Raw genomic sequence first — 12,125 nt, forward strand, 5'->3', positions numbered from 1 at the left:
ACGGCCGCCGGTCGTTGGCCGACTATCGTCGTCGCCCTGATCCGCGGCGACGACAGCAATGATCAGTTGGCCTTCACCGTGCGCGGCAAGGCCGCGGGCGCCGGCTGCGCAATCCTGGGCGGTGGATTGGTGTCGAAGGCATCAGTTCCGACGAACTCCGCTTGCGCCACATCCGAAATCCATTTGACCGCGGCGGGGTGACTGACCAGCATCCCGATCAACGCCACGACCAGCAGCACCGGCAATGCAATCAGCTTGATGCTGAAGCTCCCGTAATTGCTCTCGGGGTCCTGCTGTCGGTTGTCGAAAGAGCCCTGCATGGATTCCTCCACAATGCGGACGTGCTCCACCGAGGGTCACTTACCGCAGGGCACGCAAGGCCGATGTGAATGGTTTCACAGGCCTTGTCCGGCTCACCATTTCGTGAAGTGCGGAGCTGACCCCGGCAGCCGGCGTGGCTACTCGCCGTCATCAGCCCCGGCGTCGACCAGCGCCTGAAGCGACTCGGGCTTCAGCACGACGATCGCGCCATGCTCGAGCCTGACCCAACCGCGTGTCGCCCATGCGCGGAGCTGCTTGTTGATGCTCTCGCGGGTCATGCCGACCATCTCGCTGATCTCTTGCTGGGTGATCGAGATGGTACGACCTTGCGGCTTGTGCTTGTCGCTGAGACGCAGCAGCGCGCTCGCCAGTCGGCCCGGCAGGTCCTGCAGGATCACCTACTCGACCTGGTCGCTGGTCCAGCGCAGTCGGGCGCACAGCAGCTCGATGAATTTCATCGCAAGCGACGGCTGGCTGCGCACGAACGGAATGAACTCGCGCCGATCGATGACGAAGAGCTCGCAATTGGTGTTGGCGGTGGCATCTGCCGTCCGCGACAGACCGTCGAGCAGCGCGATCTCCCCGAATATCTCTCCCGCCTCGATCAAGTTCAGAATGGCGTTGCGGCCATCCGGCGACGAGATGCTGATCTTCACCGTACCCGAGATCACCGCGATCAGGCTGGTGCCCGGATCGCCCTTGGAGAAGATCGCCGTGCCGCGCTTCAGCGTGATGTGCTTGGCATAACGACAGAGCTGATCGAATGCTTCGGGCTCGAGGTCGGCGAAATAGGGATGCTTGCGCAGCACCGATAGCTTGTTGTTCGAAAACAACGGCGCGCCGGCAGTTCGTTCAATGGGCGGCGCACTGGTCATCGTGATCCAGACTGATTGTTGCGTTCAATCGGCGCGCCAACAGCGCGACTCCGACATAGCCATCGATCAATGAAATCGGAAAGGACTATAACCCCACCGCCGGCCTACAGCAACATAAGGTCCGAGCCGGCGGCATCGGGATAGAAGGCATCCAAGCTACAATTTGGAATAAATGCGTGCCTATGCAACGCTCAATTGTAGGCAGGGCCGCCCGTGATCCGGAATATCCGGTCCAGCAACGACAGTCTCACCGCGCAGAACCCGCTGTGTCGGGGTCGACGCCGCCAACTCACAACAGCTTGCCGTCCGGCCCAAAGAACGGGTGCGGCCCGTCAAACTGGCCGATGGGAACCTGGTGCGTCACCACCTGCCCGAAATCCTGCCCGGGAAACCAGCTATGCAAGTGAAATGCCGGCGGTTCCACCTTGAACGATGGTTCGCGGAGCTGTCCGAGGTCGAGGTCGACCGCATGGTTCGGCGCGGGGCATATTGTCACGGCAATCCCCGCGAAGGTGGTCAGCATGGCACGGTGGACGTGCCCGCACGCGATCAGCCGCGCACGCGGGTGCCGCTTGACGATGGCAGCCAACTCGTCGGCATTGAAGAGGTCCTGCCGGTCCATGTGCCAGATGCCGCCCTTGAATGGCGGATGGTGCAGAAAGAGCAGCGCCGGCCGGTCGACTGCCGCCGCCAGCGCCGCGTCCAGCCATTGCAGCGTGGACGCTTCGAGCATGCCATGAGGCTTACCGGCAACGCTTGAATCGAGCAGCAGGAGATCGAGACCGTTGACCTCGATCTTCTGGTCGAGCGGGCCCGTCGCGTGAACATAAGGCGCCGAAGGAAACGCCTCGCGCATCCATTCGCGCGAGTCGTGATTGCCGGGAATGCCGGCAAACGGCAGGCGCAGCGGCGCGAGCAATTGTTTGAGATAGTCGTATTCCTCGACCGACGGCGTATCGACCAGATCGCCCGAGATGACGACGAAATCGGGCGCCGGCTCGAATGCGCCGAGCGCTGCCACGCAGCGTTCAAGCGCCTTGGCGGTATCGACCCGGCCATAGGCCAACGCTCCCGGCGGCTTGATGTGAAGGTCGGATATCTGGGCGATGAGGGTGGGCTTCGACGGCATCGATGGATCTCAGGGTTCGGACGGCAGAATACGAAGCGCGTCGGGTGCGATAGACAGGCCAACCCGATCGCCGACCTTGGCTTGAATCGTGTTGGGCGCGTCGACATTGAGCGGCTTGCTCGAAGCACCACTCACGACAAGCCGCTGCCGGTCGCCGATGAAGCTGACGGAATCGACAACGCCCGAAAGCGCCTCCGCCCCGGCGCTCGTCACTCGAATGGTTTCGGGGCGGATCATGACCGTCGCGTTCGCGCTCGTCGCACCACCCTCGATCGGCAATCGCCCGCCGGGCAGGATCAATAAACCGTTCTCGACCGGAGCTTCCACGATGTTCGCCGCTCCGATGAATTCCGCCACAAAGCGATCCTTCGGCGCGAAATAGACCTCGCGCGGCGTGCCGATCTGGGCGATCGCGCCTTTCCGCATCACCACAATACGGTCGCCCAATTCCATCGCTTCCGCCTGGTCATGCGTGACGTAGATCGTCGTAATGCCGAGTGCGCGCAACAACCGGTTGAGTTCGCTCCGCAGCCGGTCCCGCAAGGCGGCATCAAGCGCGGTCAACGGCTCATCAAGCAGCAAGATGCCGGGCCGGATCGCGACCGCACGCGCCAGCGCGACGCGCTGACGTTGACCACCCGACAGCTGGTCGATGCGGCGGTTCTCCAAGCCCGTGATGTTGGTCAGAGCCACCAGCTCGGCAACCCGCGCGGCACGCTCGCTCCTCGCAACGCCCCGGATCTTCAGCCCGTAGGCGATATTGTCCGCCACAGTCATGTTGGGGAACAACGCGTAGGATTGAAACACCATCCCGACATTGCGCCGCTCAATCGGGACCGAGGTCATGTCCTTGCCGTCGAACAGGACCTTGCCGCCGGCATCGGGCAGCTCGAGCCCGGCAATGATGCGCAGCATGGTGGTCTTGCCGCAGCCGGATGGGCCAAGCAGCACCAGCGTCTCGCCGCGGGCAATGTCGAGCGTTGCGGGATCGAGCGCGCGCGTGCCGTCGGCAAAGGTCTTGCCGCACGCCTCGATCCGCACCGCTGCACCGTGTCCCGCCGTACTCATCGCTTGTGATCCCTGTCGGCCAAGAGCTGCATTGCGACCAGGAGCGGTATGATCATCACGAAGAAGATCAGGGTGTAGGCCGAAGCCACTTCGAGCCGCATCGAGGCATAGCTGTCGGCGAGCCCGATCGGCAGCGTCTTCGTCAACGGCGTATGCAGCATCCAGGTCAGATTGAATTCACCGAGCGACAATGTGACCACCATGAGCGCACCAGCCAGAATTCCCGGCAGCGCGTTCGGCACGATGACGTCGCAAAATCGCCGCCACGGCGACGCACCCAGCGAGGCAGCCCCCTCATCGAGCGTCTTGATGTCCACGGTCGCAAACACCGCCATGACCGACCGCACCATGAACGGCATGGTGAAGATCACATGGCCGACCAGAATGAAGAGCCAGGAGCGGCGAAAGTCACCGAGGCTCCCGTAGGCGAGCAACAGCGCCAGCGCGATCGCGAGCCCCGGAATCGCCAGCGGCAGCGTGATTATCTCCTCGACGATGCGGGCAAGCCGGCCTCCCCGCGCATGCAGCGCGTAAGCTGCCGGAACGCCGACGAGCAGCGTGACTGCGAGCGTCGCGAACGCGATCACGAAGGAGAGCAGGATCGTGCCGGCATAGAGCTCCCAGACCTGCGCGACCCATTGCAACGTCACGCCGGACTGGATGCCTCTGAAATAATTGACGGTCACGCCGGCGGAGATCGAAAGCCCGGCGGGCACCACCAGGAAGGCCGCAACGAGCAGCGTGAAGATGAACTGGCCGGTGAAGATCAGGCGATCGCGCATGATCTCACCCGGCCGCCGCGACCGTGCTGCCGCTGAAGGTGCGGGCAAGCGCAAGGATGAGCCACGTGATCAGGCCGAGCCCTACCGACAGCGCCGCCGAGGTCGCGAAGTTGGCGGCCAACGTGAACTCGGTGTAGATCAGCATCGGCAACACGTCGATGTTCGTCGCCAGCGTGAAGGCAGTCCCGAACGCCCCCATCGCGGTCGCAAATGCGATCGCGCCGGATGCAACGAACGCCGGCGCCAGCGCCGGCAGCACGACGTCGCGCTGCACCGCCCAGGGGCTCGCGCCAAGCGAACGCGCGGCTTCCTCCAGCCCAACGTCGAGCTTCTGCACTGCCGCCATGATGGTGAGGATCACGCGCGGGATCGAAAAATAGAGATAGCCCAGGAAGAGCCCGTAGATCGAATAGGCGAACACGAACTTCTCGCCGAAGATCCGGTTCGACAGATCGCCGATCAATCCCTGCCGCCCGGCCAGCAGGATGATCATGAAACCGACCACCACGCCGGGGAAGGCCAGCGGAAAGGTCAACATCGCGATCAGCACGGCCCGCCCGGGGAAGCGGTGCCGCTGCAGAAACATCCCGGCAATGGTCGCCACGATCAGCGTGACGACCGTGGTTGCGGCCGCCAGCAGCACGGTGTTGATCAGCGTCGCGCGATAGCGGCCTTCGGTCAGGATGGCAAGATAGCCGGCGAGCCCGTGCGGACCTTCCGCGCCCGCGACCACCAGCCGTGCCATCGGCAACAGGAAGAATGCCGTGGTCACGACCGCAAGCGGCAGCAGGCAGAGCCAAATGAAAGACTTTTGCGACATCGGAAGAATGGCGCCCCGCGAAGGGCACCATATTGCCTCAGCGGACCTCGGCGAGATAGCGGTCGACGAAGGCTTTTTGCACGTTTTCCATCTCGCCCCAGTCGACGCTCTTGGCGCGGGCGTAGTCGCTGTCGGGGAGGAACTTGCCCTTTACGGAGGCCGGCAACTCGATCGGGCGGGCCGGACGCAGATAGGCATTGGTCCAGATCGCCTGCCCCTTGTCGGACAGGAGATAGTCCATCACCTTCTTGGCCTTCTCCTTGTCGGGCGCATTCTTCACGAGACCGACGACATAGGGAAACACCACGGAGCCTTCGCAGGGAATGACAAATTCGAAATTGCCCTTCTCCGAATACTTCGCGCGGTAGGCGTTGAAGTCGTAGTCGAACAGGATCGGCATCTCACCGGAGACGACGCGGGCGTACGACGTCTGCTTGGGCACGATCGGATCGTTCTTGCGCAGCTCCTTGAAGAAATTGATCGCCGGATCGAAATTGGCCGGCGAGCCGCCCAGCGCCAGATTGACCGCAACCGCGCCGACATAGCCGACCGCCGCCGACGACGGATCGAGATAGCCGACCATGCCCTTGTAGTCGGGCTTCAGCAGGTCCTTCCAACAGGCCGGCACCGGCTTGCCGCCGAGCGCATCCTTGTTGACGAACAGGCCGAGCGTGCCGGAGTGGATCGTGGTCCAGTAGCCATCCGGATCCTTGAGACCGGCGGGGACCTGATCCCAGTGCGCCGGCTTGTAGGGCTCGAGCGCGTCCTGCGCCTTCGCTTTCATGCCGAAGGTCACGCCGAAATAGCCGATATCGCCCACCGGGTTGCTCTTCTCGGCCAGGATCTGGGCGAGTGCCTGACCGGAATTCTTGTTGTCATGCGGGATATCGTAGTTGAGGTCCGCCTTGATCGCCTTCAGCATCGAGGCCCAATCGGCCCATTCCGGCGGACAATTGTAGCAGATCACGTCGGCCGCCCTGGCGGATTGCCACGGCGCGATCAGTGTCAGCGCCAGCAACGCGAGGACAAGGCGGACGGTCTTCATGGGAGGCTCCGGTCTGGGCGAGGATGCAATGAAGGATTTCAACATCAACCCGGCGACCAAGTATAGGCCGCGCATGAATGTTTTGCGACGGCTTGCTGCCGCGCAGCAAAGCGATCCAGCTGCTCCCGAGCCAGCCATCGGATGCTCGCGGCGACCGGTCGTTTCGCGCTAGGCTATCAGGCAAAACAGGAAGCGCCCATGTATCAGCCGCCCGGCGTCAAGACATCTCCCGATCTTCCCGTCCCCGACCTGATGAAAGCCTGGGTCCTTGGTGACCCGGATCAACTCCACCTTCGCGACAAGCCAACGCCGGCGCCGTCGCGCGCCGAGGTGCTGGTGCGCATCGATGCGGTCGCGATCTGTGCGACCGATCTCGAGATCATCCATCTAGGTTCGCCGGCGAGCATTCAGGGCGGACTGCCCTTCAACAAGAACTTCACGCCGGGTCACGAATACATGGGCACGGTTGCCGCGCTCGGCCCTGAGGTGGACGAATTCAGGATCGGCGAGCGGGTCAGCGTGGAGATCCATGCCGGCTGCGGCCAGTGCAAACGCTGCCGCCAGGGCATGTACACGTCGTGCCTCAACTATGGAAAGCCGGAAAAGGGACACCGCGCCAACGGCTTCACAACCGATGGCGGATTCGCCGAATTTGCGATGAACCACATCAACACGCTGGCGCGCGTCCCCGACACCATGAGCGATGCGGAGGCAACGCTCGTGGTGACTGCCGGGACGTCGATGTACGGCTTGACGGAATTGGGGGGATTGGTGGCCGGCGAGAGCGTCGTGGTGATCGGCCCCGGGCCGATCGGACTTCTCGCAGTTGCCGTGGCCAAGGCGCTCGGCGCAAGTCCTGTCATGCTGACGGGAACGCGCAATAAGCGGCTGGCGATCGGCGGGGAATTGGGGGCCGACCGCGTCATCAACATCAACGACGAAGATGCCGTTGAGGTCGTGAAGCAACTAACAGGGGGGATCGGTGCTGATTATGTCGTCGAATGTGCCGGCACCGAAGCAACACTCAACCAGGCGATTCACATGACGAATCGCGGCGGCAAGATCTGTCTGGCCGCCTTCCCGCACGAGGCCGCGACGCTGGACATCGCGCACTTGGTGCGTAACAACATCTACGCCTACGGCATCCGCGGCGAAGGCAAGAGTGCCACTCACCGTGCGATGGAACTGATGGCCGCGAAGCGGTTTGACGCGACCAAGATCCACACGCATACGTTTCCGCTCGCCGACCTGCCGACGGCGCTGAGATATGCGCGGGATCGTGTCGATGACGCGATCAAGGTCGTCGTCACCAATCGCAAGGCCGATGCGATCGCGAGCGCTGCCGAGTGAGGTCCGTTCGGGGCTGCGCGCTGGAGCGCTGACTGAAACGCCTGCTCACACCGAGCAGTAGCGCTCCTTGATCTCGTCGTCGGCGAGCAACGCCCGCGCCGAGGCCTGGTGCACCACGGCCCCTTGATCCAGCACATAGGCTCGATCGGCGATACCGAGTGCAAGCTCGACATTCTGCTCGACCAACAGAACTGTCGTTCCCTGCGCCTTCATGCTGCGGAACAGCTCGAACATCTCGTCGACCAGCACGGGCATGATGCCCTCCGAAGGCTCATCCAGCATGATCAGGTCGGGCTTTGCGATCATTGCCCGCGCGATCGCCAGCATCTGCTGCTCTCCGCCGGACATCGTCACCGCATCCTGATCCATGCGTTCCGCCAGCCGCGGGAATATCATTGCGATCTCGTCGATCAGTTCCGCCTCGCGCTTCTTTTGCCTCGATGCCACCAGGCCAAGCCGCAAATTCTCTCGCACTGACAGTCCCTGCACGATCCGCCGCTCTTCGGGAACGTAGGCGAGCCCCAACGCGAAGCGCACGTGCGCCGGCCGGTTCAGCAGCTCCTCGCCCTTGAAGGTCACCGAACCGCGCGTCCGCCCCATCAGGCCCATGATCGATTTCAGCGTCGTGGTCTTGCCGGCGCCATTGCGGCCGATCAGGCAGACGATCTCGCCTTTGGTCACATCGAGACTGATGTCCTGCAGCGCGTGGCTTGCACCATACCAGGCATTGAGCTTGCTGATCCGCAGCATCCCTCAGTGCTCCCGCTGACCGAGATAGACACGCTTTACCGCCTCGTTCTGCCGAACCTCCTGTGGCGTTCCCTCGGCAAGCAGTTCGCCGTGGTGCAGCACGAGGATGCGATCGCTGATCCCGAGCACCAGCTTCATCTTGTGCTCGACGAGGATCACCGTGCGCTCCCTCGCGAGCTTCACGATCAGATCCATCATGGTCCGGGTTTCTTCCGGGCTCATCCCGGCCGTGGGCTCGTCGAGCAGCAGCAAACGGGGTTGGCTCGCAAGCGCCATGCCGATCTCCAGCGCCCGCTGCTCACCATGTGCCAGCGTCTTGGCCGCGCGCTCCCGGGACTCCCACAACCCGACCAGAGCCAATAACTCGTCGGCCCGCTCGACCAGTTCGGTCAAACGCGCACGGGGACGCCAGATGTCGTATCGCGACACCAATGCCTGCAGTCCGACACGGATGTTCTCACGCGTCGTGAGCTGTGGAAACACGCTGGTGATCTGAAACGATTTTGCGATCCCCATGTGGGCAAAGCGGTGCTGGGGCTGGCCCGTGACATCCTTGCCCTCGAATTCGACCCTGCCCTTAGTGGGCGGAAAGGCGCCGCACAGCAAGTTGAAATACGTGCTCTTTCCAGCCCCGTTCGGACCGATGATCGAGGTGATCGCTCCCCTCGAGAACTCGGCTGAGATATTGTTGAGGGCGACAAACTTCCCGAACGTCTTGCCGACACCCCTGGTGCGCAGGATGGTCTCGCTCGCTTGGCCTGCTGCAGCCGTCATCGCCTGCCCCGCGCGATCAGCGTGCCCCAGATGCCTGCGGGGAAGAACAGCACGCATGCAATGAAGATGGCGCCGACGATCAGTTGCCAGTGAACGGTCCAGACGGAGACGATGTTCTCCAGGACCAGGAAGACCGCAGCGCCGATCATCGGCCCGAAGAACGTCCCCATGCCGCCAAGAAGAGCGATCATCACCACGAGGCCTGACGTCTCGTAGTGCAGGATCTCGATCGGAACGATCGACAAGTGCAGCGCCTGCAAGGCACCCGCGAGACCGCATAAACCGCCCGACAGGACGAAGGTCAGCAATCGCGTCAGGGTGACATCATAGCCCGACGCGCGGGCCCTCATCTCGTTCTCCCGCACCGCTTCAATGACGGCACCGAATGGCGACGCGAGAATACGCGACATCACAAAGAATGCCGCGATCACGAACGCCGCAACGACGTAGTATCGGATCATCGGATTGATGAAATCGATCCGCAGACCTAACAGATCGATGGTGCGGACATTGATGCCGCGAAGTCCATTCTCACCGCCAGTCAAGTCGATCGCCTGATAGAAGAGGTAATAGACACACTGCGAGAGCGCCATTGTGACCATGGCGAAGTAGATGCCGCGGGTCCTGATCGCGAGCACGCCGACCACCAGCGCCATCAACAGGCCACCAGCGACCCCAGCCGCAATCGCCGCATACCATGGCCAGCCGAGGTGCACGATGGCGATGCCGCAGAGATAGGCACCGGTCCCGAACAACGCCGCATGACCAAACGACAGAAGTCCCAGGTAGCCAAACACGAGGTTGAATCCGAGGGCGTACAACCCATAGATCAAGATGTTCACGGCAAGCGCCGTGAACGGCATCAGCAACGGGAAGACCAGGACGACCGCCGCAGCAATGCTGGCACGATGTCGCGTTGCGAATTCGTACCAACCTCCCGTCGTGGCACGAGGCTGTTTGATTGATTGAACGGTTTCGGTCATGCCGCGCTCAGCTCATCAATCCGGCGCGGCCGAAAAAGCCTTGGGGACGAACAATGAGAACGATCGCCATCAGGGCAAAGATCGAGACCTTGGCCATCTCGGGTGCAAACAGCGAGGTCATGCTGACCACCACCCCGACCAGGAGCCCCGCCAATACGGCACCGCCGATCGACCCCATTCCGCCCACGACCGTCACCACGAAAGCTTCGGCGAGAATCGTGCCGCCCATCTCCGGAATGACGCCCTGAAGCGGGGCAGCCAGCAGGCCGGCAAATCCAGCGATCGCGGTACCAATCCCGAACACGATCAACCAGACCCTGGAAACATCGACGCCAAGGACACGGACGATCTGCGGGTCTCGCGCGCCGGCGCGGATAATCAGCCCGAAGCTGGTCTTCTCGAGGAACAGCCAGAGTGCCAGCAGGACCACGGCCGTCGCGCCAATCACGAACAGGCGGTAGAGCGGAAAATAGCCAACGCCGATATCGACAGCGCCTTGCAGAAGCTCGGGTGTGTCGAAGGGATAGCCGGTCTTGCCAAAGGCAATGCGCACGCATTCGACCATCACGTAGCTCAGCCCGAAGGTCAGCAACAGCGGATAGTCGATGCCGCGGCCATAAAGCGGCCGGATCAGCACGCGCTCAACAGCAAGGCCGAACAAGCCGATCACGATCGGAACAGCCGAGAGGCAGATCCAGAAATTGCCCCCGATCGAGATCAGATAAAGCCCGACATAGGCGCCGACCATGTAAAAGGCGCCATGGGCGAAGTTGACGACCGTCAGCATTCCGAAGATCAGCGAAAGGCCGATTGCAAACAGAACGTAGATCGCGCCGAGCGCCAGCCCGGCAAACAATTGCAGCGCAATCAGGTCAAAGCTCAGGCCCGCCATTTGTTCCCCTCGGCACGACGCGCACCGCCACGCGGCGCGCGCCGGCGCATGGCTCAGCCCTTGTGGCCGAGCGCTTCGCAGGTGCGCAGGTTCTTCTCATTAGGTTCCTCGGTGGCCAGAACCTCGAACACATCGGACTCGTTCTTCATGTCCTTGGACTTCGACTTGATCACGAGCACCGACTGCACCGACTGGTGATCGCATTTGCGATAATATTGCGTTCCCTTGTAGTAGTCATACTTGAGCGCTTCCAGTGCAGTGACGACCTTGTCGGTCTCGACACTGCCGGCACCCTTGACCGCCTCGAGCACGGTCCGCACGCCGCCGTAGCCGAGCGCACCGTAGTCGGTTGGCAGCTTGCCGTCGTACATCTGGCGGAATGCGTCATTGAACGCCTTGGTCGAGGCGAACTTGTCCTCGATCCCCCAATAGAACGAGCAGCCGCCGACGACGCCGTCAAACGCCTGCGGCCCGGCGGCGACGCGGCTGGCATGCGAGAGCAGCGGTGCAATGATCTGGATGGATTTCTTGAGCCCGAAGTCGGTTGCCTGCTTCAGCGCGATCTGCTGGTCGCGACCGAAATTGCTGATGCAGAGAATGTCGGGCTTGAGCGCCTGGAGACGCGGAAGCAAGGTGGAGAAATCGGTCGTTCCCAAGGGATGGCGGATGTCGCCGAGGCTCTCGATGTTGAATTCCTTGCCGACCTCGAGGAAGCCGCGCACCATCTCGTGGCCGTAGGCGTAGTCCGCCGTGAGGAACGCAACCTTCTTGCCGAATTTCGCGAAGGCATAGCGACCGACCGCACCCGACGTCATGTGCGGGTTCAACGCTTCGTGGAATGTGTATTTGCTGAAGTCCGCGGCCTCGTTGATGGCGTCGGACTGGCTGATCGAATTGAAGATGACGCCACGTTCCTTGGTGACGTTGTTGATCGCGAGCTGAACCGCCGCCGATAGGCTTCCGACGACGAAGTTCACTTTCTCCTTCTCGACCAGCTCCAATGTCCGCGTCGCCGCCTCACCGGGATTGAGCTTGTCATCGCGCACGACGAGCTCGGCCTTGCGGCCATTGAGGCCGCCGGCATCATTGAATTGGGCGACAGCCAATTGACCGGCCCGTACCTGATCTTGGGCCTCGGCGCCATAGGGGCCGGTCAAAGGAACGGGGAAGCCGATCTTGATCGGTGCTTCCTCCGCCTGCAGCAGATTGATGCGAAACGGCGAGACGGCGAGAGCGGCGCCAGCACTTGCAGTCGTCAGCAGACGACGCCGCGATATCGATCCGGCTTTGGCGACCTTCTTCGTCATGACTATTCCTCCCCAAGAACTGTCTGTGT

At 62.4% G+C, this 12,125-nt stretch carries 12 protein-coding genes and 1 pseudogene; 1 reads left to right on the forward strand and 12 read right to left on the reverse strand.

Features of this window, described 5'->3' with window-relative positions; genetic code table 11:
- Window positions 1–62: 62 nt before the first annotated feature.
- The 7 genes and pseudogenes from JQ507_22765 to JQ507_22795 form a co-directional block, all read right to left on the reverse strand.
- The gene (locus tag JQ507_22765; GenBank protein QRI67779.1) at window positions 63–350 is read right to left on the reverse strand and encodes a hypothetical protein; all 288 of its coding nucleotides are present in this window, start codon (window positions 348–350) and stop codon (window positions 63–65) included.
- 108 nt (window positions 351–458) lie between these two features.
- Window positions 459–1,196 (reverse strand): annotated as a pseudogene (locus JQ507_22770) (Crp/Fnr family transcriptional regulator).
- Between the two features lie 289 nt (window positions 1,197–1,485).
- Window positions 1,486–2,325, reverse strand: coding sequence for a phosphodiesterase (locus tag JQ507_22775; protein ID QRI67780.1), 840 nt, complete (start codon window positions 2,323–2,325; stop codon window positions 1,486–1,488).
- Window positions 2,326–2,334: 9 nt separating this feature from the next.
- A complete protein-coding gene (locus tag JQ507_22780) occupies window positions 2,335–3,393 on the reverse strand; it encodes an ABC transporter ATP-binding protein (protein ID QRI67781.1) in 1,059 nt (352 codons plus the stop codon).
- On the reverse strand, window positions 3,390–4,175 hold the full coding sequence (locus JQ507_22785) for an ABC transporter permease subunit (protein QRI67782.1): 786 nt from the start codon (window positions 4,173–4,175) through the stop codon (window positions 3,390–3,392). Before JQ507_22785 ends, JQ507_22780 begins: the two co-directional genes overlap by 4 nt.
- 4 nt (window positions 4,176–4,179) lie before the next feature.
- Window positions 4,180–4,995: an ABC transporter permease gene (locus JQ507_22790; protein ID QRI67783.1), complete on the reverse strand. Its 816-nt coding sequence runs from the start codon at window positions 4,993–4,995 to the stop codon at window positions 4,180–4,182.
- A gap of 37 nt (window positions 4,996–5,032) precedes the next feature.
- Complete coding sequence (locus tag JQ507_22795) at window positions 5,033–6,040, reverse strand: ABC transporter substrate-binding protein (GenBank protein ID QRI67784.1); 1,008 nt, start codon at window positions 6,038–6,040, stop codon at window positions 5,033–5,035.
- A gap of 198 nt (window positions 6,041–6,238) precedes the next feature.
- On the opposite strand from JQ507_22795, the gene JQ507_22800 reads away from it, so the two are divergent.
- The gene (locus tag JQ507_22800) at window positions 6,239–7,390 is read left to right on the forward strand and encodes a zinc-binding dehydrogenase (protein QRI73466.1); all 1,152 of its coding nucleotides are present in this window, start codon (window positions 6,239–6,241) and stop codon (window positions 7,388–7,390) included.
- A 45-nt stretch (window positions 7,391–7,435) separates the two neighbouring features.
- On the opposite strand, the gene JQ507_22805 is transcribed toward JQ507_22800, so the two are convergent.
- From JQ507_22805 to JQ507_22825, 5 genes are read right to left on the reverse strand one after another with little or no spacing between them, the layout of a single operon-like run.
- The gene (locus JQ507_22805) at window positions 7,436–8,140 is read right to left on the reverse strand and encodes an ABC transporter ATP-binding protein (protein ID QRI67785.1); all 705 of its coding nucleotides are present in this window, start codon (window positions 8,138–8,140) and stop codon (window positions 7,436–7,438) included.
- A 3-nt stretch (window positions 8,141–8,143) separates the two neighbouring features.
- The gene (locus tag JQ507_22810; GenBank protein ID QRI67786.1) at window positions 8,144–8,914 is read right to left on the reverse strand and encodes an ABC transporter ATP-binding protein; all 771 of its coding nucleotides are present in this window, start codon (window positions 8,912–8,914) and stop codon (window positions 8,144–8,146) included.
- Window positions 8,911–9,897, reverse strand: a complete 987-nt coding sequence (locus JQ507_22815; GenBank protein ID QRI67787.1) for a branched-chain amino acid ABC transporter permease — start codon at window positions 9,895–9,897, stop codon at window positions 8,911–8,913. The genes JQ507_22810 and JQ507_22815 overlap by 4 nt, the downstream gene beginning before the upstream one ends.
- 7 nt (window positions 9,898–9,904) lie before the next feature.
- Window positions 9,905–10,789, reverse strand: coding sequence for a branched-chain amino acid ABC transporter permease (locus tag JQ507_22820; GenBank protein ID QRI67788.1), 885 nt, complete (start codon window positions 10,787–10,789; stop codon window positions 9,905–9,907).
- A 53-nt stretch (window positions 10,790–10,842) separates the two neighbouring features.
- Entirely contained in the window at window positions 10,843–12,096 is a 1,254-nt protein-coding gene (locus tag JQ507_22825; protein ID QRI67789.1) for an ABC transporter substrate-binding protein, read from the reverse strand.
- Window positions 12,097–12,125 lie beyond the last annotated feature (29 nt).

The organism is Bradyrhizobium sp. PSBB068 (assembly GCA_016839165.1).
Taxonomy (GTDB): Bacteria; Pseudomonadota; Alphaproteobacteria; order Rhizobiales; family Xanthobacteraceae; genus Bradyrhizobium.

Coding starts and splice junctions, on each gene's coding strand:
- JQ507_22800 (QRI73466.1), top strand. CDS start 6,239: ATGTATCAGCCGCCCGGCGTCAAGACATCTCCCGATCTTCCCGTCCCC.
- JQ507_22815 (QRI67787.1), bottom strand. CDS start 9,897: ATGACCGAAACCGTTCAATCAATCAAACAGCCTCGTGCCACGACGGGA.
- JQ507_22775 (QRI67780.1), bottom strand. CDS start 2,325: ATGCCGTCGAAGCCCACCCTCATCGCCCAGATATCCGACCTTCACATC.
- JQ507_22780 (QRI67781.1), bottom strand. CDS start 3,393: ATGAGTACGGCGGGACACGGTGCAGCGGTGCGGATCGAGGCGTGCGGC.
- JQ507_22810 (QRI67786.1), bottom strand. CDS start 8,914: ATGACGGCTGCAGCAGGCCAAGCGAGCGAGACCATCCTGCGCACCAGG.
- JQ507_22790 (QRI67783.1), bottom strand. CDS start 4,995: ATGTCGCAAAAGTCTTTCATTTGGCTCTGCCTGCTGCCGCTTGCGGTC.
- JQ507_22805 (QRI67785.1), bottom strand. CDS start 8,140: ATGCTGCGGATCAGCAAGCTCAATGCCTGGTATGGTGCAAGCCACGCG.
- JQ507_22785 (QRI67782.1), bottom strand. CDS start 4,175: ATGCGCGATCGCCTGATCTTCACCGGCCAGTTCATCTTCACGCTGCTC.
- JQ507_22825 (QRI67789.1), bottom strand. CDS start 12,096: ATGACGAAGAAGGTCGCCAAAGCCGGATCGATATCGCGGCGTCGTCTG.
- JQ507_22795 (QRI67784.1), bottom strand. CDS start 6,040: ATGAAGACCGTCCGCCTTGTCCTCGCGTTGCTGGCGCTGACACTGATC.
- JQ507_22820 (QRI67788.1), bottom strand. CDS start 10,789: ATGGCGGGCCTGAGCTTTGACCTGATTGCGCTGCAATTGTTTGCCGGG.